Annotated in this window: 25 protein-coding genes; 18 read left to right on the top strand and 7 right to left on the bottom strand. The window is 53.8% G+C overall.

Annotation, left to right across the window (positions count from 1 at the left end):
• Positions 1–222: 222 nt before the first annotated feature.
• Entirely contained in the window at positions 223–606 is a 384-nt protein-coding gene (locus tag EL633_RS19070) for a hypothetical protein (protein WP_126628707.1), read from the top strand.
• A 266-nt stretch (positions 607–872) separates the two neighbouring features.
• Here the strand turns inward: EL633_RS19070 and EL633_RS19065 are convergent, their stop codons facing one another.
• Complete coding sequence (locus tag EL633_RS19065; RefSeq protein WP_126628706.1) at positions 873–1421, bottom strand: dihydrofolate reductase family protein; 549 nt, start codon at positions 1419–1421, stop codon at positions 873–875.
• Positions 1414–1593 carry a hypothetical protein gene (locus EL633_RS19060; protein ID WP_126628705.1) on the bottom strand — a complete coding sequence of 60 codons (180 nt, stop codon included), beginning with the start codon at positions 1591–1593 and terminating at the stop codon, positions 1414–1416. Before EL633_RS19060 ends, EL633_RS19065 begins: the two co-directional genes overlap by 8 nt.
• A gap of 46 nt (positions 1594–1639) precedes the next feature.
• On the opposite strand from EL633_RS19060, the gene EL633_RS19055 reads away from it, so the two are divergent.
• From EL633_RS19055 to EL633_RS19035, 5 genes are all read left to right on the top strand, one after another.
• Positions 1640–1846, top strand: coding sequence for a hypothetical protein (locus EL633_RS19055; RefSeq protein WP_126628704.1), 207 nt, complete (start codon positions 1640–1642; stop codon positions 1844–1846).
• Positions 1847–2462: 616 nt separating this feature from the next.
• Positions 2463–2948, top strand: coding sequence for a DinB family protein (locus tag EL633_RS19050; RefSeq protein ID WP_126628703.1), 486 nt, complete (start codon positions 2463–2465; stop codon positions 2946–2948).
• A gap of 290 nt (positions 2949–3238) precedes the next feature.
• On the top strand, positions 3239–4807 hold the full coding sequence (locus EL633_RS19045; protein ID WP_218027520.1) for a multicopper oxidase family protein: 1569 nt from the start codon (positions 3239–3241) through the stop codon (positions 4805–4807).
• Positions 4807–5301, top strand: a complete 495-nt coding sequence (locus EL633_RS19040) for a hypothetical protein (RefSeq protein ID WP_126628702.1) — start codon at positions 4807–4809, stop codon at positions 5299–5301. The genes EL633_RS19045 and EL633_RS19040 overlap by 1 nt, the downstream gene beginning before the upstream one ends.
• Before the next feature lie 465 nt (positions 5302–5766).
• Positions 5767–6615, top strand: a complete 849-nt coding sequence (locus EL633_RS19035; RefSeq protein ID WP_218027519.1) for an alpha/beta hydrolase — start codon at positions 5767–5769, stop codon at positions 6613–6615.
• Between the two features lie 112 nt (positions 6616–6727).
• Here the strand turns inward: EL633_RS19035 and EL633_RS19030 are convergent, their stop codons facing one another.
• The gene (locus tag EL633_RS19030) at positions 6728–7735 is read right to left on the bottom strand and encodes an SIS domain-containing protein (RefSeq protein ID WP_126628701.1); all 1008 of its coding nucleotides are present in this window, start codon (positions 7733–7735) and stop codon (positions 6728–6730) included.
• Between the two features lie 165 nt (positions 7736–7900).
• On the opposite strand from EL633_RS19030, the gene pdxR reads away from it, so the two are divergent.
• A complete protein-coding gene (gene pdxR, locus EL633_RS19025) occupies positions 7901–9403 on the top strand; it encodes a MocR-like pyridoxine biosynthesis transcription factor PdxR (protein ID WP_126628700.1) in 1503 nt (500 codons plus the stop codon).
• 7 nt (positions 9404–9410) lie between these two features.
• On the opposite strand, the gene EL633_RS19020 is transcribed toward pdxR, so the two are convergent.
• Positions 9411–10454 carry an ATP-binding protein gene (locus tag EL633_RS19020; protein ID WP_126628699.1) on the bottom strand — a complete coding sequence of 348 codons (1044 nt, stop codon included), beginning with the start codon at positions 10452–10454 and terminating at the stop codon, positions 9411–9413.
• A gap of 46 nt (positions 10455–10500) precedes the next feature.
• Positions 10501–11160 (bottom strand): response regulator, encoded by a 660-nt coding sequence (locus EL633_RS19015; protein WP_126628698.1) that lies wholly within the window; start codon positions 11158–11160, stop codon positions 10501–10503.
• Between the two features lie 340 nt (positions 11161–11500).
• Here EL633_RS19015 and EL633_RS19010 point away from each other — a divergent pair, with 340 nt between their 5' ends.
• Positions 11501–13357 (top strand): APC family permease, encoded by a 1857-nt coding sequence (locus EL633_RS19010; protein WP_126628697.1) that lies wholly within the window; start codon positions 11501–11503, stop codon positions 13355–13357.
• Positions 13358–13654: 297 nt separating this feature from the next.
• Positions 13655–13960: a hypothetical protein gene (locus tag EL633_RS19005; RefSeq protein WP_126628696.1), complete on the top strand. Its 306-nt coding sequence runs from the start codon at positions 13655–13657 to the stop codon at positions 13958–13960.
• Positions 13961–13970: 10 nt separating this feature from the next.
• Here the strand turns inward: EL633_RS19005 and EL633_RS19000 are convergent, their stop codons facing one another.
• The gene (locus EL633_RS19000) at positions 13971–14246 is read right to left on the bottom strand and encodes a hypothetical protein (RefSeq protein ID WP_126628695.1); all 276 of its coding nucleotides are present in this window, start codon (positions 14244–14246) and stop codon (positions 13971–13973) included.
• 291 nt (positions 14247–14537) lie between these two features.
• Between EL633_RS19000 and EL633_RS18995 the strand changes: the two genes are divergently transcribed.
• The 9 genes from EL633_RS18995 (at position 14538) to EL633_RS18955 (ending at position 23630) form a co-directional block, all read left to right on the top strand.
• Positions 14538–15218: an HAD family hydrolase gene (locus EL633_RS18995; protein ID WP_126628694.1), complete on the top strand. Its 681-nt coding sequence runs from the start codon at positions 14538–14540 to the stop codon at positions 15216–15218.
• Positions 15219–15445: 227 nt separating this feature from the next.
• Positions 15446–15925, top strand: a complete 480-nt coding sequence (locus tag EL633_RS18990) for a M67 family metallopeptidase (protein WP_126628693.1) — start codon at positions 15446–15448, stop codon at positions 15923–15925.
• Positions 15926–16154: 229 nt separating this feature from the next.
• On the top strand, positions 16155–17282 hold the full coding sequence (locus EL633_RS18985; protein ID WP_126628692.1) for a zinc ribbon domain-containing protein: 1128 nt from the start codon (positions 16155–16157) through the stop codon (positions 17280–17282).
• A gap of 9 nt (positions 17283–17291) precedes the next feature.
• Complete coding sequence (locus tag EL633_RS18980) at positions 17292–18827, top strand: spermidine synthase (protein ID WP_126628691.1); 1536 nt, start codon at positions 17292–17294, stop codon at positions 18825–18827.
• A 100-nt stretch (positions 18828–18927) separates the two neighbouring features.
• Positions 18928–20256: an adenylosuccinate synthase gene (locus EL633_RS18975; protein ID WP_126628690.1), complete on the top strand. Its 1329-nt coding sequence runs from the start codon at positions 18928–18930 to the stop codon at positions 20254–20256.
• 130 nt (positions 20257–20386) lie between these two features.
• The gene (locus EL633_RS18970; RefSeq protein ID WP_126628689.1) at positions 20387–20839 is read left to right on the top strand and encodes a hypothetical protein; all 453 of its coding nucleotides are present in this window, start codon (positions 20387–20389) and stop codon (positions 20837–20839) included.
• Between the two features lie 251 nt (positions 20840–21090).
• Positions 21091–22074, top strand: a complete 984-nt coding sequence (locus EL633_RS18965) for an ABC transporter ATP-binding protein (RefSeq protein ID WP_126628688.1) — start codon at positions 21091–21093, stop codon at positions 22072–22074.
• On the top strand, positions 22071–22841 hold the full coding sequence (locus EL633_RS18960) for an ABC-2 family transporter protein (RefSeq protein WP_126628687.1): 771 nt from the start codon (positions 22071–22073) through the stop codon (positions 22839–22841). Before EL633_RS18965 ends, EL633_RS18960 begins: the two co-directional genes overlap by 4 nt.
• A gap of 6 nt (positions 22842–22847) precedes the next feature.
• Positions 22848–23630, top strand: a complete 783-nt coding sequence (locus EL633_RS18955; protein ID WP_126628686.1) for an ABC transporter permease — start codon at positions 22848–22850, stop codon at positions 23628–23630.
• Positions 23631–23803: 173 nt separating this feature from the next.
• On the opposite strand, the gene rsmG is transcribed toward EL633_RS18955, so the two are convergent.
• Positions 23804–24523: a 16S rRNA (guanine(527)-N(7))-methyltransferase RsmG gene (gene rsmG / locus EL633_RS18950; RefSeq protein ID WP_126628685.1), complete on the bottom strand. Its 720-nt coding sequence runs from the start codon at positions 24521–24523 to the stop codon at positions 23804–23806.
• Positions 24524–24525 lie beyond the last annotated feature (2 nt).

Below are 24525 nucleotides of genomic sequence, written 5' to 3'. Positions count from 1 at the left end.
GAAGGAGTGGCACAGGTGCCAGAAATGCTGGCGGCCGTGGATCTGATTCACAGGATGCTTTGTGCATAGCTCTTTCTATTTCCATGAACATATGCATGTCATCGCGGTGCATGAACGCATTGTTGGGAGACCATGATACCACTTCGGTATGTAATGCGCGAAAAATGCACTGAAACGCTTCAAATGTCATCACAACTGGAAAGAAAATGAAAGGTGGAACACATGGAATCGATTGAAGGTCAGGAAGAAATGGTGGAAGCCATACAGCCGGTTGAGGCACATAAAGACGAAGAGTTGACGATTTTGCAGATTATGCCGGCGCTACCAGGCTGGGGTGCAGTCTGGGGCAATACCCAGGAGCCCGCGATGAGCGAGCCGGGTTTCTTTACCGAGCAGGTAGTCTGCTGGGCCCTGGTAGAAGCCAGTGATGGGCGCCGCTTTGTGACGGCAATGGCTCCGGATCTGGAAACCAGTGAGCTCAAGCTCATGCTTGATATGGGCAACTTCCTGGGATATTCAAGCCCGACCTATGCGCTTAACTGGATGCAGCGCGCCTCCGACAAGCGTACAGAACAAGAAGCAAAGAAGAACACACCTCTCTCATGAGAGTTAGTGAACAGGAGCGGCATTCCTTTTAGAGGAATGCCGCTTTTGTCTACCCGCAGCTATCACGTCCTCCTCGGTACTTTAGGATGTGGTGTATACAGCGCGGATTCGTGCTTTGTGCGCCACATTATTTATAATGTAGCCAGGTATTCAGCCAGTTTCTTCAAAGTATCGATCGCCCCCTGCTCTCCACCATATTGGAGCGTCGTTTCGAGGTCCTCAAGGAAGAGGTAGCTGGAGGTATCGGTTACCTCTTTCGTATTGCGCTATTTGCTCTCAGGCTGATAGGTAAGCAGGACAACACCTGAGCTAAATTGTGTACAGGCTGTTAGTTTGAGGACCTGAATGTCGTTGGCCTCGTTGAAGAGGTGCTTACCACTGCCTACAACAATGGGATAAACCAGGAGGCGATATTCATCGATTACATTCAAGGGAACCAATGAGCGTATCAGCTCAACGCTGCCGAAGATCAAGATATCAGATCCCTCTTCCTGCTTGAGACTGGATATTGTTTGCCCGAGATCATCCTTGATCAGGCTGGCATTCCATTCGGCTTCGGTAAGCGTTGTTGATGGGACATACTTGGGTAAGCTATTCATGCGCTCACCATAGGCTCCAGTCTGCGCGGTCATGTGAGGCCACGCGGCCGCAAACCCCTGGTATGTGATTCTCCCCAGCAACAGCGCATCAGCAGAGAAAAGCTCATCAAACTTATACTTCATCTGCTCATCGCTATTGAACTGAAAGGACCAGTTTTGTGGATCGGCAACCACACCATCAAGGGTCATCTGCAGGGAAGCAACAACTTTACGCATCAGGTTGTCGTGAAAGCCCTATACTGTGTGCTTTTTCAGCCGGTAGGAACGTTTGCGCAGGCTCACTACGATAGTGGCCAAGCAGAGTGGACGCGATGCGAATGTTGTGTTGCTCTTTTTCATGCTCAAATAGCTGCAACAGGCGGGCAATGAAGTGCTGATAGCCAGTCAACGATTTTGCCTCATCCCATTACGGAGGTCCAGGGTTCCTAGTCGGTGTGGATGGCGACGAGTGGGCGCAACAGCAGGTCGACGGGAGCGAAGCGCAGGTTGTCTTGCGGACCGGTTCCGCAGGTGAAGGTGGCGACATCCAGGGCTTGCAGGGCGGGTGTAGTTCATTTTTTTTGCAAAGGCAGGCGTCCCATGATTCCAACCACGTAGCTGCGACCCTCAGCGGTCGCTTGCCACCCGCCGCAGCGTGGTGACCTTGTATCCGGACGGTTCGGCTCCCCATCGTCATCATCTCGCCCAGAGAGGGACCTCTGCGATTACGCTCAAGCGGAGGTTCCATTTGGGCACCGCGTGTGGGAACGAGCCAGGCAGAAGGAAATGGATCGCGAGGATACAGGGCCACCACGCTACGGCGGGTGGCAAACGGCCGCTGAGGGCCGTAACTACGGGGACGTGGTCGTGGTGAAGGGGAGGAATCGCTGAGGGATGGTCTTTCTTCTCATGGTTGCGGTGCAAAAAAATGAATGACACCCTTGCAGGGCCGTGCTCTTGACAGGTTCAGCCTTATTTATGTATGCTTACAAACGCATTAATATTTTCGGAGGTTTTGACATTTATGCCAGTGTGCCGTTAACTCCATCCTGTTTCACTGCTTGAGCATGAAACGGACACCATTATGCTTGTTCCCCATCCTACAATGTATCTGCGCGAAAAATGAGCGAGATATAGAGGATGGTTATGCAAGTTATGCGGTGGTGCCTGGAGTTATGGAGAAGCAAAGCACACGGCGCTCTCCATCTCCTCTTTCGGCCCCCATCGTTTCCTCGAAACATTCATTATAAAAAACAGATCCGAGAAGGAGATCCTAAAATGATGACAGGTCTTTCCGAATTTTTTCAGTATAACCTCTGGGCGAACTTGCGCCTGCTCGACGCATGTGCTGAACTGTCCGACGCGCAACTGGATGCAACCATGCCAGGAACATTTGGCAGTGTACGCGAGACCCTCATGCACCTGTTTTCGTCCGAAGAGGGCTATACCTACTCTTTTACGAAAACACGTCCCACTTCCCCACTGAAAGAGGTCAGCACATTTGTGGGCTTCGCCGAACTGCGGCGACGGGCCGAGGCATCCGGAACAATGCTGATCCAGGCTGTGGAACAAAGAGACCTGAGTGAGACCTTCTATCTTGATGGTGGCACTTATGAGTGTCAGGCCTACATTGTAGCGCTCCAGGCCATCAACCACGGTATCGATCATCGTTCACAGATCGCGACGATCCTCAGCCAGCAAGGCATCGAGCTCCCTGATCTCGATGCCTGGGGTTATAACGACTCCCTACGCGCAAACGCGTAAGGCCCGGATACGTTTCGGTTAAGCGCAGGTTTTGCATGGTCTTACGTGTACTGGTAGCAGGTGCAAGACCTGCCGCTACGGTGTGTTATTCGTCGACGAATGCATGGCCGAGATGTCCTGGCCCTTGCGTGCAGCCTCGGCATTGAGTTATATCTTCACATGCTCTTTTGCTAACCGAATGGTTGACATCACAGAAAAAATGGTCTATGCTAAGAGTGTCAACCATTCGGTTAGCATTCCGGGACGGTCGAAACGTCAAGCGGCTGCTCCCCTAGAAAAGAGTACATATTATGCAGAAGATGACCAGACGACAGGTCCTCAAATGGGGAGGAGTAGGGGCGGCAGGACTGGCACTCCCTCTTGGGGTGCTCCAAATCCCACTCGCACGCATTCGCAGCATTGAGTCAATGACCAGTCCTGCGACCCGCCCTTTTCAGCGCCCTTTGCCGATTCCACCTGTACTTGCGCCGGTGCGCAGCGATGGTGAAGCGGATTACTATGAGATAACCCAGAAACCTGGAGTTGCTCATCTCCTCCCTGGTCTTACGACGCCTATCTGGGGCTACAATGGTATCTTTCCCGGGCCAACCATCGAGGCCAGAAGCGGACGCAAGACGATTATCCGTCAGATGAATGATCTTCCGGTGCCCGTCTCGACACATTTACATGGAGGTCATACGCCTCCATCGAGTGATGGGCATCCAATGGATTTCCTGCTCCCGGTAGATCCTTCTCCCTTTCAAGCAAGCCTCACCGACGGCCAGATGAAGCAATTTATGTCGCCATCGGGCCTGGGCCGCTCACTGCACATGCACATGCAGCAGAGCAAGGAGTATGTCTACCCCAATACCCAGCGTGCAACCACACTATGGTATCATGACCATCGGATGGACTTTACAGGCGCGCAAGTCTATCGAGGCTTAGCCGGATTTTATCTGATCCGGGACAAGATTGAGGATGAACTTCCATTGCCAAAGGGCGACCACGAGATCCCGCTCATGCTCACTGATCGAAGCTTCAACGCCGATGGGTCATTCTTTTATCCCTCCCTCGATCCAACTTTGAAGACCACGCCGGGTGTCCTGGGCAAATATTACAATGGCATGATCGGCGACACCCTGCTCGTCAATGGAGCCGTACAGCCATTCCTGGAAGTGTCGGCGACGAAATACCGTTTTCGCTTGCTCAATGCCTCAAATGCGCGCGTGTACCAGTTGGAGCTCAGCTCCCGTCAGTCCTTTGTGCAGATTGGCAGCGACGGAGGATTGCTTCCGGCCCCAGCGGCGCGTCAGACCATTCGCATCTCACCTGCTGAGCGCTTTGATGTGATTGTTGACTTTTCTCAGTACCCGGTCGGCTCACAGATCGTACTGAAAAATCTGTTGGGTGAGGGGCAGACAACAGACATCATGCGCTTTGATGTGGTTCGCCGGGCCAAAGATGACAGCCTGATTCCTAAAACGCTTGCACCCTTTGAAGCACTCAATCCGGCCAACGCCTCGGTCACACGCACGTTTCAATTCTTCTATGGGTTAGGAATGTGGACCATTAACGGGCAATACTTCGATCCTAATCGGACCGATGCAACGCCTCGCCTGGGAGCAACAGAGATCTGGGAGTTCACCAGCGATGGCAACCATCCAATCCATTTGCACCTCGTCAATTTCCAGGTGCTGAGCCGCGACGGACGCGCTCCAGATCCTGAAGATACAGGATACAAAGATACGATCTTCCTCAAGGCCGGGGAAAAAGCTCGTGTCATTGCGCGCTTTGAGGACTATCGAGGATTGTATGTGTTTCATTGCCACAATGCAGAACATGAAGATATGCGCATGATGGGTCAATTCGAGGTGATGTAATGGAACAAGACACATTTGAACAACATCCCAACACGACTACGTTGCCAGTCAGGCAGTCTGGGGCAATGGGCGGCACGACACCCATGTTTTTTGCACGCCATACGCAGAGATGGCGCTCAAGCGCGGCTGGGATGTGCATACTCTCCGAACTCATCCATCTCTGGCTCTTACCAGGACAGTATGAGATCTTCATCGGCTATGGCATCATCTTCCTGTTAATCACAATGGTTCAGGGCTTCATAGGAGTACATCTCTTTTTTGAGCCACGCCGTCGCCTCCTGACCTTCGGCCTGTGGGTCAACGCGTTCATTGTCGTCCTCTACGGTTTTACACACAGCATTGGTGTCCCCGTGGGGTTAGCCTTTCTGCCTTTACCTATCGATGGCTGGGGAGTCGTGGCGGCAATAACCTCGCTCCTGATCGCTGTCGTGCTCTGGTTTCTCCGTCGCAAGATGCCTCGCATCAAACGCGCACGGAGAAAGAAGAATATCTAACTCACTTTCCATGATTGTGTACCTTAATCTGGGCCGCCTCCTCGCTACTTCGTTCAGTGGCTCAAACATAATCCAGCCCGTCCGTTCCAGGCGATAATCCTTAAAACCGTCTTAAACAACGAAACGGGAGATACAAGAGAGGGCGGGCGTATCTCCCGTTTCACTACTGGCGAGATCATCCTCACGATCTCACGGGAAAACCAAAACTGTGTGAGCAGCACATTGAGTGCTGTACAGCACGTCGATACCTCGCGATTGGGAGACATTGCTAAGGGCATCAGGAGGTTAAATATTCATGGATAATCTTGCGCTTCTTTCCTCGTTCTGTTGATAATAGCAAATGTTAAGTCAATTACTTTTTCTGGAAAAAATCATCCTTTTGATTGATGGATTATATATAAAATTTCGGTATATTTTCTTTCGAGATAAATGTCCTTTCTGAAGAGATATCACGGAGGAACTGTATTGGATACTGATCTTACTTCAACGCGCCGTGCTTTTTGCAAACACATTGGAGCCGCTGCCGCAGGCACCTTTTTTGTTGGGACTCGCACTTTTTCTGCCCATGCGGCCAATCATCAAGGAAGCCAGTCGGGGCATGCTCTGGGAACTGGCATGAATGTCTTGCTGGTCCATGGAGCGTGGGTGGACGCATCAAGTTGGATTGCCGTGATTCAGCTACTGCAGGCCCAGGGCTATAACGTGCTCGCCGTTCAAAATCCACTCACATCGTTTGACGATGATGTGAATGTAACGCGTCAGGCACTCGCCTCGCTCTCCGGCCCGACGGTCATGGCGGGGCATTCGTATGGTGGTGCCGTTATTACCAATGCCGGTATTGGTGCCACGAACCTTCGCAGCCTGGTTTATATCGCAGCGGTAGGCCCTGCGGAAGGAGAGAGTGTCATGGGCATTGCCGAGCAATACCCTACACCTCCTATTGCAGCACATGTTGTGCCATCCTACCGTAATGGATATAATTGGGTTGATCCACCTTTTTTCCCCCCAGACTTTGTGCAAGATATTGATATCGCAAAAGCGCAGGCGCTGGCTGTGGTCCAGAAACCAATCACACCAGAATGCTTTATGGCGAAATCAGGGCCACCCGCCTGGAAAACTGTACCATCCTGGTATCTGGTTTCGGAGGATGATCGGGTAATTAATCCTGACTCTGAGCGCTTCATGGCGAAGAGAATGGGTGCCACAACGCGTCAGATTCCCTCAAGCCATGCATCTCCAGTTTCACATCCGCAAGATGTGTTCGAGATAATTGTTGCGGCATCGCAAGTCGCGCCAGTTGCTGGAAGAGGGTGAAACACCCATAATTCCTTTAGATGCTGTTAGATGCTGTAAGGTGAATTTGTATGCAAAGTACACGATTTCACCTTACAGCAAAACCCTTTTTTGTGTGTCACCCACTCGGGTGCTAGAGGGTGTAGGCGGCCATTACGGAGGTCCAGGGTTCCTGGTCGGTGTGGATGGCGTCGGGATTGGTGTGACGGATGCGCGCGATCTCGGCGGTGAGCCGCTGGAGCGGGATGATGGCGACGAGTGGGCGCAGCAGTAGATCCACAGGAGCAAAGCGCAAGTTGTCTTGCGATTCGGTTCCACAGGTGAAGGTGGCAACATCCAGGGCTTGCAGGGCCGTGCGCAGGGTGCTGGTCCGGCCAGCATCGTCGTGGGTGGGCGTGATCAGTACGGCGCCCATACCGGCACGTATAGCGGCGGGCGGACCGTGCAGGGCGTTCTCGGTCTCCATACCTTCGGCCCACAGATAGGTTCCTTCTTTGAGCTTCAAAGCGGCCTCACTCGCGGTAATGGCGTCCAGACCAAAGCCCGCCATCAGGATCGGCTCACGGCCGGCCAGTTGCTCGGCAACAGCTACGGGAGCGGGCTCCTTCAGCGTGGCTTCCATAGCGGCCGGCACTTCCTGGAGCCCTGCTAAAAATTGGTGTCCTTGCTCTCCCAATGTATTACCAACCAGACGGGCCAGCACGGCCAGGGCACTGGTGTAGGAGACGGTGTGTGTGCTCGATTGCTCACCGGGACAGGTACGCAGGACCAGGTCGGCCTCGGGCTCGGGCGCGTCGATGCTGGTAATTGCGACCGTGTAAGCTCCAATTTCTCGGGCACGGCGCAGGGCGGCTCCAGGAAAACGCTTGGTGCCACGATGGCTGACCACGACGACCTGATGCTCACGCGTTAAAGGGGCCAGCAGGACCAGATCATGGGCGCTCAGGGCCAGCGGCTGGATACGGCCCGCGCTCAAAGTATACAGCCAATGGGCCGCCACCCGACAGGCATGGAGCGAAGTACCAATACCCGCAAATAGAATCGGTCGGCTCACATCTAGAGCTGGAACCTCCAACTGAGCCGGAATCCGGCCAAGCGCCTCCGGCTGCGAAGCAATCTGCTGATCAAGCATAAAATCCATCGAAAGCAACTCCTTCTCATACTATGACGAAAACATGGTTTCGAGCTTCCTGTTCATCTGGTTGCATGGGTCATGATAGGATAGAATTGGTCTTGTAGGAAGATCCATTTTCCCTTATAATGGCCATACCACTTCAGGAACAGAGAAGGATGGAGGCGTACATCGATGGATGAGCAGGTATTGCGGGCTTCGCTCCTCGCGCCGATGCTGGATGCGAGCTCCGGGGTCGCGTTATATAGGCAGTTGTATGAGGAGATGCGGCAGGCGATTCTGGCGGGTTCGTTGCCGGCGGGCGTGAAGTTGCCTTCGACACGCACGCTGGCACAGACACTGGGGGTTTCACGGGCCACGGTGGTCCTGGCCTTTGATCAACTATTAGCGGAGGGCTATATCTATGGCAAGGTGGGGAGCGGCACCTATGTTGAGCGGGTGTTGCCGGATGAGCTGTTGCGCCTGCAGGACAGGCGCAAAGGTGGCCAGCAGACAGGCGAAATACTACCACCAGCGCAGCCGCTATCTGAGCGTGGCAAGATGATTGCCGCTTCGACGGTAGCACCGTTACAGAAGTGGGAGCAAGTAGTACAGCACCAGGCTTTTCGCCATGGCATACCGGCGCTGCATGAGTTTCCGTTCAAGCTCTGGTCACAACTGGCGGCCAAAAGATGGAAACATATCCAACCCTCGGACTTCGGCTATAGCGATCCGGCAGGCTATCGGCCGCTGCGCCAGGAAATTGCTCGCTACTTGCAGGTGGCCCGTGGTGTGCGCTGTACAGAGGAGCAGATCATCATTATGGCCGGCTCACAACAGGCTCTGCACCTGGCCGCACAGCTCCTGATAGATCCAGGGGATGATGTGTGGATTGAGGATCCGTGCTATATGGGGGCACGCGGAGCCCTGGTAAGTAGTGGCGCGCAGCTGGTGCCGGTCCCGATTGATGATGAGGGACTGGCGGTGACGCAGGGCATCGCCATCAGTCCACGGGCACGCATGGCCTATGTGACCCCCTCACACCAGTTTCCGATCGGAACGGTGATGAGCCTATCGCGTCGACTGGCCCTCTTGCGCTGGGCCGATCAGGCCGGGAGCTGGATCCTGGAAGATGATTATGATAGTGAATATCGCTATGCCGGCCATCCCCTGGCATCCTTACAGGGACTGGACCAGGCGGGCCGCGTTATCTATATTGGCACGTTCAGCAAAGTGCTTTTTCCTGCCCTGCGCCTCGGCTACCTGGTATCCCCACCGGAGCTTATCGATGCCTTCCGGGCCGCCCGCTCCGCCGCTGACCGCCACGCGCATATGCTGGATCAGATGGTGACCACCGACTTTATGGCCCAGGAACACTTTGCGCGCCATGTACGCCGCATGCGCTCACTCTATGAGGAACGCCAGCTGATCCTGCTTGAGGCCGCTCGACAGCAGCTTGGGGATAACGTATGCATCAAGTCAGCCACAGCAGGCATGAACGTACTCGCGCACCTGCCCGCACGACTTCGGGATACAGAAGTCGCCCAACAGGCAGCCCAAAACGGGGTCGCAGTCACCCCGATCTCAAAATACTACATCCAACATCCACCGCTTAACGGCCTGCTGCTGGGCTATGCCGCCTATAACCAGCAGGAGATCCAGCAAGGAATGCAAAATCTTGCACGTACCCTCCAATAGCCTTAACTCAGTTAACGGGGAGCTGGATATCGATGGTGGTGCCTTGCCGGGGATGGCTATCGATGTGCAGGGTGCCAGCCATCTTTTTGACGCGTTCACGCATGGAGAGCACGCCGAGGTGTCCTGGAAAGGGTTGCTCGGGATTGAAGCCATGGCCGTCATCGCGGATTTGCAGGTGCAGGGCGCCAGTATGTTGTTCCAGGGTGAGGGTGACCTGGCTGGCTCGGGCATGTTTGACAATGTTATGCAGGGCTTCCTGAGCAATACGATAGAGGTTTTGTTTGTTTTCCAGGGAGAGCTCGGGCTCGGCTTCGGCACAGAAATCGACCTGCAAGCGGTGCCGGCTCCGTAGGACCGCGACCTGCTTGGAGAGCGCCGCCACCAATCCTTCGGTCGCTAAAGATTCGGGGCGCAACTCAAAGATAAGCGCACGCATCTCTGCCAGTCCGGCTTCGGTAAGTCCGATCACGTAGTCCAGGGAGGAACGAGCCTGCGCGGGATCAGTATCCAGATCTTCCTGAGCGGTATGGGCTCCGAGGCTGATGCCATAAAGGACCTGAGAGACAGAGTCGTGGAGCTCGCGGGCCAGATGCTGGCGCTCCTGTAGTGAAGCCAGTTCCTGCGCTTGCTCGTACAGATGGCGCAGCTCACTTTCACGCTGTTGTGCCTCCTCGGCCCGCAGACGCAGCTCGGCAGCCAGCTTGCTGGTGAGGATAGCGGCCAGCATAAAAACGATCAGCGTAACAATATCAGCCAGTTGCACCACCGCCAGATTATATGAGGGCGCAAAAAAGAAGAAGTCCAGGGTCAGCAGGGAGAGTACCGTCGCCAGGCTGGCCGCATAGAGCCCACGCTTACCAGCCAGCAGCAGTACGGCCAGTAAGTAGAGCAGTGAGACGGTCGGAATGGTGTGGTAGAGATTGGTCGGGACCAGGATAGCGGTAATCAAAGCAATAGCCGCCAGGGAGAAGAGGCTATCAAGAGCATAGTAGCGCCAGCGTAGATGGAGATGTGCTCCAGGCTGCAAACGTGGTAGAACCTGTTTGAGCATATGACGTTCCCTTCATTGCAAGCTATCCGGACCTCCGCTGTCCGGGTTAGATGGACTGACCAGATTTCTTCGCGGCATCCAGGGGCACGAGTCCGAGGCTAATGGCGCAGAGCACGGCCTGGGTACGACTTTGCACACCGAGCTTGGATAAGATATGGCGCACGTGAACCTTGGTGGTGACTTCAGCGATATCCAGGTGCTGGGCAATCTCCTTATTTGAGGCGCCCCGGGCGAGCAAGCGCAGAACCTCTGTCTCACGCTCAGTCAGGGCCGCGGTAGGAGTTGGCGATTGGATATGCTGGACCAGAGTCGCCGAGGCCTGGGGAGAGAGCTGGATCTGTCCAGCGGCGGCGGCCTTGATAGCTTTACGTAGCTCAAAGGCCTGCGTATCCTTGAGAAGATAACCGATCGCGCCCGCGCGAATCGCATCCACGACCGTAGCTCGTTCCAGGACACTGGTAAGGGCGATCACCTCAATATCTGGATAGAGTTTGCGTAACTCACAGGTCGCAGCGATACCATCCATGACCGGCATCAACACATCCATCAACACCACATCGGGATGGACATGACCGGCCAGGCGTATAACTTCATTCCCATCGGCCGCCTCCCCAACAATCGTAATCTCGGGGTCACGTCCCAGGAACATACGTAATCCTTCGCGTACAACACTGTGATCATCGGCAATCAGCACGCGGATCGTCATCGAGCACTCCCTCCAGATATCAAGTCCATCACAAAATCTATTGCTATACTTTTGAGCGAATACTTAAGCACACATCCCCTTGTAATACGCAGTGGCAGCGATTAAGCGGCATACTCCTAAAGGAGTAGATGAAGTATATTCTGATGGACGATGTATCCAGACCATTCTAAGCCTATGCTATGAAAATGCAGATCCAAACGGCCCATATGAGCAGTTTGTCTTTCTCAGTTTATCATACGTTGGTATACGCTGCCATAGAAAAAAAATCGACCATGTTGAAGCCGGTTGGGACGCTGCATTGATACATTTTACTGATGTTTCATAGGAGGCAGGAAGAGGTATGGCACAGGCTACATCCTCACAGACAAGCGACCATGGCAAGGCATCGCTAGGACCATTACTCTGCTGGGCGGTGGTTTTCGCTGATATCGGCTCTTCGATTTACTATGTGCCAGGCATTCTGTATAGCAGCGTGGGCCAACTGGCAGGCTTTTTTGTGCTCTTGACCATGATTGTCTTTGTGTTATTAACGCTCAAGTATGCTGAAGTCAGCTCACGCTTTCCGGAAGGCGGAGGCGTGGTCTCGGTGGCCGCTCAGGGTATCCATGGCTGGGCAGGAGCACTCGGCGGTATGTTTATCCTGGTCAGCTACTTTCTTACCGCAGCCATCAGCTGCCAATCGGCCATCCAATATCTCTCCGTCGTCTTCCCTGGCCTGCTCCCCTATACTCTGTATATCGCGATCGGGGTTCTTGTACTGCTGGGAGTACTGAACTGGATCGGTATCAGTGAGAGCGCCAAGGTCAGCATGGTCGCCGCGCTGGTGGCCTTTGGTAGCTCCCTCGCGGTCCTGGTGGTGGTATTTATTCATGTACCGCTACCGCAGATAGGCGCGCTGTTCCGCGATGCCTTCAGCACATCCAACCTGACGCCAACCTCGATCCTGATTGGCTTCGCAGGCTCGTTCCTGGCATTCTCAGGACTTGAGAGTATCTCGCAGCTAGCGCCGGTCATGAAGGCCCCCCGCAAGAAGGTCATCAGCCTGGCCCTCTTGCTGGTCGTCTTAAGCATCGGCCTGACCAGTCCATTGCTCACGGCACTCTCAACATTACTACAGCCCAACGCAGCCGGGGACGAAGTACTGTCAACCCAGCTCATCTCGCTGCTTGGCGGCCACTGGGGCAGCAGCATCATCCAGCAAGAGGTGGCCATTAGCGCCAGCTTGATCCTGATCTTTGCCGGCAATACCGCCATCATCGGAGCCTACCATGTCTTTATGGCCCTGGCCCGCATGGACTTTTTGCCAACCATCGTCTTGAAGCGCAACCGTATCCGCAACTCGCCCCACTACTCGATCGCACTCGCCACCGGAATTCCCATCGCGGTCCTGCTGGTCGTGCGTGGTCAGATCAACACACTGGGCGATATGTACGCCTTTGGCCTGCTGGCCGCCTTCTCGCTCACCTGTCTGGGACTGGATGTCATTCGCACCCGCGAGAGACGGGCCAGGAAATTGCCAACGGCGGTCAAACCACCCAAGCCCAAGAGCGCGCTGGCCACGCTCGGAGAACATCTCGACTTCTGGGCCGGCATCTTCACCACCCTCACAGTACTGCTGGCCTGGGTTGTCAGCATCATCTCCAAGCCACAGGGCACCATCTTTGGTGGGAGCGTCGTCCTGCTGGGAATGAGTATCGCCATCGTCAACTCGATTCGTCAGGGACGCGCCATTGTGCTGCCCAGACCATTGGAAAATCGCATGCCCAACGCCATCCTGGCCGTGCTGGTCGGCAACGAACACAACAACGAGCGCGTCATTGAGAGCGCACTCAAAGAGGCCGCCGATGATGGAGAACCAGGGCGCTCATTGATCTTCCTTTACCTGAGTAAACAAAAAGTAAACCGTGTCCCCTCTCCCTTTGAGATCGTCGATCCATATCTGGAAGATGGACAGGCCAAGGACACGTTCCGTCTAGCGCAACGTCTGGCAGGACACAAAGGGGTCACCAGCCATTTCATGTACCAGTTGGCAACCAAAGATGTACTGGAACAGGTCTGGAAGTTTGCGCAGCCACGCGACGTGGTGTTACCCGCAGACTTGCTAGCCCAGGTCGAGGATATCAATCCCGATCGTATGCGCTACGAGCTTACCCCTCATGGGAAAGTCATCCATCTTGTGAAGAACTGGTCGGCATAAAATGATGAAAGAAGCTGTATTGCACTGTCGCAGTGCGGGTGCTACAAGAAAAGGAGGAGAAAAATAAGCAAACCAGTCTTCCTTCTTCCTTTTGTACACGGTATCGATAGCGAGGCCTGCTCACAGGCCTTCGCCTTTGCGCAGGAGTCAAAGGCCGACCTGCTATTGGTCGCGCTACTGCCTCCTGCGAAATCAGGAAAACGGCAAAAAGTCAGACCCGAAGCGATTGCGCAGGTCTATGATTTTTTTGAGCTTATGAAGCATAAAGCGCAAAGATACCAGGTCAATGTTACCTGTATGCAGCTATTAACACACGATATCACGCAGAGCATTCACCTGATGGCCCAGGAAATGCTCTGCGCGGGAGTGCTGCTGTTTGTGCGCGAGGGCCGTGGAGTGCTCCTGGAGACCGAGGAGATCAAACACCTGATGGCTCGCCAGCAACTCTCGATGTATATCATTCGCCTTGAACCATGCAAGAACCATGTCGCGCAAGCTCTCTCGACCATGGCCAGCTGGTTGGGAGAACTCTTCAAAGAACCACTCCTCTTCCCCATCCATGACCTCCACGAGGCACGCGAGGATGGAAGAGGAAAAGGGTAAAAGGGGATTATTATTCCGGTTCGACATCAACGGTAAAGCCTTTAGATTTCAGGCCAGCGGCCAGGCCGAAGAGGCGGGCATCGCCATTGACGGTCCAGAGGAGTTCGGGCTGTCTGCCCTTGCTAACGTTTTGTTCCCATTCACATTCATAGGTCCCCTGCCATTGCCGATGCTGAACCCGGCCCTGATATTGCCAGGAATTGGTCATCGGGCGGCGGTGATTGAAACCAAAGCCCGAACCATCCACGCTAGCAAAATCTTTACTCCTGAAGATCACCTTCATCACTCACTTGCTCCTTATGATCACGCACTGATGGCGCTGGTATGCTCATTATATTGCAGCTGATCGGAGAACTGCCACTATACTATACACCTCAATCGATATGATAGTATAGTGGTTGTGTCTCAGTTCGCTGGGACCGCCAGTTGTCAGCGCGGCCTCCCAAAACGAAACAAAAAGAAAAAAAAGAACGTATCATTACAGATGGAGGCAACGTGAAGAATATAGAGGTCCTACTCTGATAAAGGCCAATGGACCAGATTATTTTAAGCTACTAGATAAAGAGAGAAAGAACACATGCCAGAACTAGCATTTTGGATCGATGTTGATAATACATTGCTCGACAACGATGGAATCAAGGATAAACAGAATGAGTTTCTGCAGGCCGAACTGGGGCCAGATTTGACGAAGCTTTATTGGGAGATCTATGAGGAGGTACGCGCGGAACGGAGCGTGGTAGATATTCCATTGGCCTTACAGCGCCTGCGCGAACGCGTGCCAGTCGAAAAGCTGGATGAGCAGACGTATCAACACGTTGTTTCGATGTTCCATAATTATCCATTTGCCCAGGCCCTATATCCACATTCACTTGAGACCCTGCGCTATTTAACGACATTGGGTACCGTCGTCATCGTATCAGATGGTGATCTTCTTTATCAGGCCGAGAAAATTTTCAATAGCAATATATCTGATGTGGTTGAGGGTCGCGTCATGCTCTTCGTCCATAAACAAGAGCATCTCGACGAGATCCGCCAGCGCTATCCAGCCGACCACTGGGTCGTCATCGATGATAAGCCACAGATCCTATTTGATATCAAGCAAGCGATGGGCGACGAGGTCACAACCGTCTTCGTACGCCAGGGCAAATATGCCCGCGAAAGCTTCCCGGACAACTATATACCCGATATCGACGTCGAACATATCGGCGACCTGCAAAAGTTCGCCGCCAAAAACTTCTGGTCCCGCTCACACGCGTAACGGCAGGGCTTGTCCCTGCTACCGCTTCACGTATGATATACTCCTCAAACACGTTTTCTTGATGCTGGCGTCCAACTTATGGCCCGGACTTAGTCATACGTCTTACCGGTAGCAGGGACAAGCCCTGCCGCTACCGCTGAGAGTGTTGGGACGGCGATATTGCTTGCCGTGGTATAGTTGTGGTGAGATGCTTTTTTTGTGTCTAGATTCATGCTTGAGGTGCGTTAATGGAACAGCAAGCTATTCCTTATCTGGCGTTGGAGAAGGGGGCGCAGGAGGCGCTGCTGGATGATGTGTCGCAACGGGCAGAGATTGAGGCGTGTGGGGTGTTGCTGGGGCAGATGGATATGGATGGCAACTGGCTGGTGGAGCAGGCTCAGCCTCTACAGAATACGGCGGGCTCACCAGTGTATTTTGAGTTTGAGCCGGGGGAGTTGCTGGAAACCGAGTTGCTCCATTCCGGCTCGGTAATCGGCGTGTACCATAGTCATCCAACAGGATTCCCCAGGGCGAGTCAGACGGATCGCGATAATATGCAACGCGTCAACCTGGAGCAGCAGATTCCCTGGGTCTGGCTGATTATCAGTGGTCCATTTGATGCGGGCTTTTTGCAACGCGCACAAGGTTCACTGGCGGCCGCCCCCTTGATTGCATACCACCACTTTGAGGGCGTGGGCCTGAAGAATATTCCTATCCACCTGGCCTGACCTTCCACGCCAGTGATAGCATAGTCTTGCTACAGGTCATGAGAGATATGGTTACGTAGATAGCCACCCCTCTGCAAATACGCTATAATAAAAACTGTTAAATCGGCTTATGAGGACATTCAAGCGACTTACAAAGGCAAGTGAACTACCACTGAGCTAAAGACTCAAAGGAGGCGTGCTTCCTGCCTGTACTTACAAGCGGGGGTTTCCGCACGGTCGAAAAAAATATATGAAATGTTCCAGGTGTGGAAATGAGTTACGCGTCGGAGAAGGTTTTTGTGGATATTGTGGGCGGCCCTCTGGCCCTCTGGTCAATATGCCATCAGATGCTCAGTTGTCATTTCCTCCGCACAGGCAGTTTAATCCACAAGCTGCCGCACCCATACCTTCAACACCAGATCCAATGTATGAGCAGATGAGTCCTGTACCGCAAGCTTCCCCGTCTGGCGGCATCTATCATGAGGAGACTGAGGCTTTTGTGCTTCCCGCCAGGCAGAGTCAGAGACTGCCCCAACCGCCATCCGCGCTAGCGACCCATGGACAGTGGTCACAGCCCGGTCTCAATCCGCCAATGGGCTATCAGCCTCCACCCCAGATTCCATTTCAGCCAGTGCCACAAACACCATATCAGGCACAGACCGGCTTACGCATCTCCCCATATAAAATGCTGGTGATCTCGATCTGCGTGCTGGTCGTGATTATCGGGATACTCGGTGTGGCGGCAATCAATGCCAGTAGCAAATCAGGCAAGCAGACAAACACAACACAGAAGCCTGCTCACTCGTATACATCTATTGAGGCTACCTCTACACCAGTTGTGGTAAACACACCGACGTCAGTTGTGGTAAGCACACCAACACCCGTGGCCGTCAGTACAGTAGTTCCGGAGGCCGGCTTTCTCTGGTGTGGAAGCGAGTGCGCCAGCAGCGGGTTTATCGATGAATATCCGGTGGGCTGGCAACTGACCGCCCTACCAATTAGTACTGGTATGCAGTTTATCAATCCACAACAAGGGGACCAGGTAGCGACTTTTAAAAGTCAGAACGGGGCCACGGCGGCCGCAGACCAGTTGTTGGCAGCCGAGATTCAGACCGTCTATGCCAGTCAACCAGGCTATCAAGCACCGCAAGCGGTTCAGGCCGCGACCATCGGGGGCGAAACCTGGGCCACGGCAGGCGTGGCCTATATGGGTGCCAACCAGGCGAAAGAACATGTCACCGTCTGCGTCACGGTACATCAAGGGAAAACCTTTATCCTGGAATTTCAGGCACCTGAAAGTCAATTTGCACAAGTGAGTACAGCGTACTACAATATCATGATTGGTAAGTTCCAATTTATACAAACAGGAACACCATAATCGGAGGAAATGTTGAAATACTTTCTGAGCGGACTGGTGTTCGTCGGTGGCATGACAAGCTTAGCTCTTGAGATGTGCGCATCACGTCTCTTAGGGGCCTATTTTGGTACCTCGCTTTTCATCTGGGGGAACCTGATTGGCCTGATCTTGCTTTATCTGATGGTGGGTTACTTCTTGGGAGGACGCATCGCGGACCGCTATCCACACACCCAGGTGCTGTGTATGATTACGGCGGTGGCAGCTATTTCCATTATTATTATTCCCTTCGTATGTCAAAGCATCCTTACCTGGTCTGTCACTGGACTCGAACAAGTTTCCGTCGGCATATTTTTAGGCTCGCTGATTGGCACCATGCTTCTATTTGCCATACCAGTTATCCTACTTGGACTCGTCTCGCCGTTCGCGGTCCGACTGGTCACCAATGACGTCAAGAAGAGTGGCCGCGTCAGTGGTTCACTGTATGCTATTTCGACCATTGGCAGCATTCTTGGTGCCTTCCTGCCGGTCCTGTGGTTGATTCCAACCTTTGGGGTACGGCGCACGATCCTTATTTTCGGAGTTGTACTGCTGGCGGCCTCGTTGTGGGGCCTGCTGCCGAAGCGCCAGAGATTCTCTCTGTTCCTGCCTGCGCCGGCGCTGGTCATCCTGCTCATAGGCGCCCTGCTCATCCAGATGGGACCCCTCAAGGAGATTCCCAACTTGATTCACGAACAGGAATCCTACTATAACTATATTCAAGTCACCCAGCAACCTGATGGCACACGCCAGTTGATCCTTAACGAGGGGCAGGCCATCCACTCAGTCTATAATCCGAAGAGCCAGGCTCTCCTGACCGGTTGGTACTGGGACTATTTTCTGGCGGCCCCCTATTTTAATCAGGGCTTTAAGCCTGACCAATTGAAGCGTGTGGGTATTATTGGACTCGCCGGCGGCACCGTTGCGCGCCAGTTTTCGCAGGTCTATAATAATGTACAGATCGATGGCGCGGAAATTGATCCAGCGATCGTGAATATTGGTCGGCAATATTTCAATATGAATGAGCCCAACCTGCATATCTATGCCCAGGATGGACGTACCTTTCTGGCGGCCAGTCAGCATAAATATGATGTGGTCGCGATCGATGCTTTCCAACAACCATATATTCCGTTTCAATTTACCACCCGTGAATTCTTTCAACAGGTGCACGACCACCTCTCACCCACTGGTGTCGTGGCCCTCAATACCGGGCATACCAGCCATGACTATCGGCTGGTGCAGGCATTTGTCAATACACTAAGCACTGTCTTCCCAAGCGTCTATGTTTTCAACGTACCAGGTACAATAAACACTGAGATTATGGCAACGATGCAACCAACATCCATTGATACATTCCGGGCGAATCTCTCCCAGTTCTCAGCGACGACTACCCTGGGACAACTCGCAACCGAAGTCCTCCCTGTAGCCACGCGAGGTCGCGTTGACGGAGGTATAGTTTTTACCGATGACAAAGCGCCCATCGAGCAAATTACGGATCAATTGTTGCTGAACTACATATTGCAACCATAGCGACACATTGACAGCGACAGTGAAAATTTGTTGTAATGGCAACAGGATTAGCCAGCAGGCATGAGTAGACGAACCTAGAAAGCTGAGAGGAAATACGATCATGGCGGTAGTAGCAGTTATAGGTGCCCAGTGGGGAGACGAAGGCAAAGGCAAGATTGTTGATGAACTGGCGATGCGCGCGGACTATGTCGTGCGTTACCAGGGTGGCAGCAATGCGGGCCATCGTGTAGTACACGACGGCGGCGAATTTTCCTTCCATCTTGTCCCATCCGGTATTCTTTTTCCCAACACCATCTGCATTATTGGCAATGGTGTCGTCGTAGATCCAAAGGGGCTACTCGACGAAATGGAGCTCTTAAAGCAGCAGGGTGTAGATGTCTCGCGACTCTATATCAGTGAACGGGCCCATGTCGTAATGCCCTATCATTTTGTGTTGGATCGACTCGAAGAAGAGTCTCGCACAGGCGAGAAGCTGGAAGGTACGCCCCGTGGGATCGCCCCCGCCTACGTCGATAAACATGCGCGCACGGGTATACGCATGTCCGAACTGTTGGATGTCGATGCTTTCCGCGCCAAGCTCTCGATGATCCTGCAACAGAAGAACCGCATGATCACGCAGATCTATGGCCAGCCCGCACTCTCCCTGGAGGAGATCCATGGGGAGTATTTCAAGTATGGGCAGCAGTTGTATACGCGTGTCGTTGATACACAGAAGATGCTGCATGATGCGCTGGTAGAACACAAAACCATCCTGCTCGAAGGAGCCCAGGGGGCCCTGCTAGACATCGACTTTGGTACCTATCCATACGTCACCTCTTCGTCTACCATGGCCGCCAATGCCGCCGTTGGCGCGGGCCTTCCTCCCCGCTGCATTGATCGTGTGGTTGGTATCTACAAAGCCTATATTACCCGCATCGGTAGTGGTCCTATGCCCACGGAGATCTTCGATGGTACCGCCGAGATCCTGCGTGAAAAAGGCCATGAGTTTAAGGGCCAGAATGGCCGTGAGCGCCGCTGTGGCTGGTTCGACGGGGTAGCCGGTCGCTTCATCGCCCAGATCAACGGACTCGATGCCGCCGTCATCACCAAACTTGATGTACTGGATAGCCTGCCCAGCATCAAGATCTGTACCGCCTACAACCTGCGTGGCCAGACCATCCATAATCTGCCCGCGTCACCCAACGATCTGGCCGCCTGCGAACCCATCTACGAAGAAGTACCCGGCTGGCAGACCAGTACCACCGGCATCAACACCTATGAAGAACTGCCGGAGGCCGCCAAAAGCTATCTGAAACGGCTCGAAGAGATCATCGAGACCCCCATCGTCATGGTCTCCGTCAGCCCGCAGCGCGGCAAAACCATCCAGATCCAGGACATCCTGGCCGAAGCAGACCACGACAGTCGCTATCCCAGAAACGCCATAAAATAATAGTAGCCCAACATCATCAAGCAGATGTGTAAAGAGCCAGCAAAGATATTCCTGCTGGCTCTCTCCTTTTTAAGCTGAGGTTCAGAAGCCAACGGCCCCATAACAAAAGTAGCCAGAAAGTGAGTAGAACATGGGAGTATCCTATAACGCCTTTCCGGCTGAGATGTGCAATGATCCAAAGGGACGACTCTGGCTCTGGGAGTGTGAAGGCATCAAAATACCAGAGGATATAGGCCCCAGTCGTAATCCTACATCCGACGAAATCCTACTGGTTTTGGGGCAGTTCACAGAATATATCATCAATCAATTTCAAGGTCGTGAGCAATGGGATATTGAAATCATTGAGAAAGCTCATCCTCAGGCGTATGCACAAGCCATTCTTTGGATCACACATGAGGTCAGGGGCGAACCTATTATGGCTGACCAACCCTGTGATTTATACTTTTACAGGGGGGAGCCCCATCTCATGGTGCGCATTGTGCAATCTATCGCGGCAATCTGTGGTCCCTTCATACTTTTCTGTCATTCTGGCGGGGCCATCCTCATTATGCCCGAGCGCACTATTGCTGGACCCAACTGGTGAGACCACACCACTCAAGTATAAACCTCAAGTGCGGATGGAGCTTTGCTCACATAATCAGGATATTTACACTTTATTCATCGCACCTTCACCCTATAATGGGGCGATAAGATCGCTAGTAACCCTCAATTCTTGCGTCAGTGTAATACAGTAGTATTGTGTCCAGAAAGAGCAGGGCCGGCTCGGGCAACACTTTGATAGCATGCATGCACAGAACTAATAGGAATGATTCATTTATGAGAAAGGATTTTTCGATGGTTTCTGTGATTGATGTCAAGGATCTGAGGATGGTTTATCGCGCTCCGCTGCGGGAAGAGGGCTTGCGCGCGGCGCTGGTCTCGGTGTTTCATCGTACGTATCGTGAGATTTATGCGGTGCAGGAGGTCTCGTTTGGGGTAGAGTCCGGTGAGGTGGTGGGCTTTATTGGTCCCAATGGTGCCGGCAAAACGACGACGCTGAAGATGTTGAGTGGGATCCTGCATCCAACCAGTGGTGGGGTCAGGGCGCTTGGCTATATCCCCTGGCGACGTGAATCAGCTTTTTTAAGGCAGATCGCCTTGATCCGTGGTAGCCAGCCGCTCAGTGGTCCGGGTGAGCTGACGGTACTGGATTCGCTGCGCTTCCAGCAGTTGATCTATGAGGTATCAGATCCAGACTTCAAGAAGAATCTGGCGCTGCTGGTCGAGATGCTGGATCTTGAGCGTCTCCTACAACGACAGCTTCGCGCCCTGAGCCTGGGTGAACGTATGCGCTGTGGGCTGGCCCTGGCCTTGATCTATCAACCACGCATCCTGTTTCTGGATGAACCAACATTGGGATTAGATGTAACCGCGATCAATATGATGCGCCGCTTTATCGCAACGTATAGCCGTGAGACGGGGGCAACAATCCTGCTGACAAGCCATTATATGGCCGATGTAGAGACGCTGTGCAAGCGCATCCTGCTGATCGATAAGGGTAGATTACAGTATGACGGTGAATTGGAGGAGCTAGCAGCCACATTATCATCCTATAAACTGCTCAAAGTCGCCATCGCCGATGAGGTTGATCCCGATTGGAGTGGCTATGGTGAGGTGGTGGAGGTTGAGGAACATAAGGTCGCCTTGCGTGTACAACGGGAGCAGGTTGCCGCAGTCACGGCGCGGCTGCTGGCCGAGTGCGCGGTTAGCGATCTGGCCATCGAAAATCCACCCTTGGAGCGTGTCATGGATCAAGTCTATCGGGAGGGGATCGCATGAGCCGCACACTACACTTGCTCTTCATCTCAACCCGGCGCGAGATCATGCAATGGCTGGGATGGCGCGCCTTTCTGCTGACCCTGATCATCAATCAGATGGTATCGCCCCTGATTGGACTCGCCATCTGGTCGGTTGCACTACCCGGCAATCACCAGATCTCAAGCTATTATGTGGCGCTACTGGCCGTTCAATTGATGACGGTCTCCTATGAAAACCATACATTCGCTAACGGCATCTACGACGGAACGTTCAGCCAGCAGCTGCTCAAGCCGCAACCGGTCATACTAGGGCCGCTGGGCACAAATATCGCGCTCAGAAGCCTGCATCTGCTGTTCGGACTCCCCCTATTGATCGGTGTCGGGATTGCCACGGGAACCAATTGGGATCCACGCATGATCCTGCTGGCGCTACCGGCGCTGATCCTGGCAGCCATCTTACGCTTTCTCTTCACGTACCTGCTGGCACTTTCAGCCTTCTGGAGCGAGCAGGCGCACGCCATCGTCAGCTTTGGTGAAACCCTGATCTTCCTGCTGGGAGGTTCAGCGGCCCCAATCGCGCTCTTTCCCGCCAACCTGCGCAACCTGGGAGAAATATCCCCTATGTACGCCCTGCTGGGCTTTCCCGCCGAAATCATGAGTTCCGGGCTCAACCAGAGCCAGATCCTGAGCGGCTACGGCTGGCTAATCCTGTGGATCCTCGTATTCATGCTGGCCCTCCAACTCACCTGGCGGGCCGGCCTACGCCGTTATACAGCAATAGGAGGTTAAGAGAAGATGAGACTCATCAGAATCCTGGCGGCTAGCTTCTCACTCTCATTGAGACGAGAACTCACCTTTCGCGCCAACCTGGTCTTCCAATTATTATTAACGATCGTAAATATCGCCTCCAGCTTCCTGGTCCTGAATGCAGTCTACACCCAGACCCGGACCCTGGGAGGCTGGCGCCTTGGAGAGTCCATTATCCTACTCGGCACCTTCCAGATGGTTAGCGGTATATACTCAACCTTTGTAGAACCAAATTTGAGCTGGTTTACAGGCCAGGTCCGAGCCGGCAAACTGGATAGCGTGCTGGTCCAGCCCATAGCGAGCCTGTTCATGGTCAGCCTGGGAAAATGCGCGCCGCTGGCACTTTCCCAGGTTATGCTGGGCCTGCTCGCCATAGGCATCGGCTGGCATAATCTAGGTACAACGCCTACCTGGTGGGGAATACTCGGCTGGCTGATCTTGCTAAGCGTCGGACTAATCATAGCCTGGTCGGCCCGCATCCTGCTCGCCTGTCTCAGCCTCTGGACACCATCCATGGACCTCGACGTACTCTATTCCGCCCTCTGGCAATTCGGACGTTATCCCGTGGATGTCTATCGCCAGCCCTTAAGCTTCTTTCTGACCTACGTACTTCCCTTCGCCTTTCTCGCCACCTTCCCCGCTGGTATGCTCACCGGACGGAGCGGTCCGCGCCTCCTACTCATAGGCATTATCGTCAGCGCGCTGGCCATTCTCTTCGTCCACCTGGCCTGGCAGATAAGCCTGCGCCGCTACACCAGCGCCACCTCATAAGGGCAGGTCTTGCCCCTGAAGCCTGTTCACGTATGAAATGTCCATCAAACACGTATTTGTGCGAAGGTGAGCCTATCCAGGCGTGTGCGGGGTATTGTTTGTGCATGGTCGTACGTGGACTGGAGCAGGGGCAAGCCCTGCCGCTACTGCTTTGTTATGCGTTTATTGCTTTTTTAGCCGAGGGGATTTTTGGTGAGGACGGCCCAGGCGCGGGGGTATTGGGGGGGGCAGGGCTTTTGTTGTTCCCAGTGCAGGAGTCGGCGGCCGTCGTTGAGGCCTGGGAGGGTGACCGGGGTGTCGGCTTTGAGGCGTAGGCCGAGCTGGCTGGCGGCGCGTTTGCCTTGCGTGAATTCGTCGGTCATGTCGCCTTTTTTGGGTAGCAGGATGGTGCCACCGACCTTGCAGAAGGGAGCGCTGCACTCAAGCAGGCCGGCGAGGGCGGTCACGGCACGGGCGGTGACGAGGTCATAGGCTCCACGGTAGGCGCTTTTATGAGCGATCTCTTCGGCACGACCATGGATGATCTCGACGTTTTTGAGTTGGAGCACATCAACCATGTGCTGTAAAAAGAGTGTTTTCTTGCCAGTCGCCTCGATCAGCGTCACATGCCAATCGGGACGCGCAATCTTGAGGGGCAGGCCCGGAAAACCGGGTCCGGTGCCGATGTCGAGCAGGCGTACATTTTGGGGCCGAGCATAGACTTGCAGCAGGGAAAGGGAATCCAGAAAGTGCTTGAGCATCACTTCCTCGGGATCCTTGATGGCGGTCAGATTAAAACGAGCATTCCATTCCAGTAGCTCTTGACGATAACGCACGAAGGCCTCTCCCACTTGGGGGGAGAGACCCAGTTGCGCCAGTCCGGCCTGGAAGACAGGTGAGACTTCTTCAGACATAA

Source organism: Dictyobacter alpinus (genome assembly GCF_003967575.1).
In the GTDB taxonomy this organism is placed as follows: Bacteria; Chloroflexota; Ktedonobacteria; order Ktedonobacterales; family Ktedonobacteraceae; genus Dictyobacter; species Dictyobacter alpinus.
Note: the sequence above shows the minus strand (reverse complement) of the source record. Positions and strands in the feature narration are given on the sequence as shown.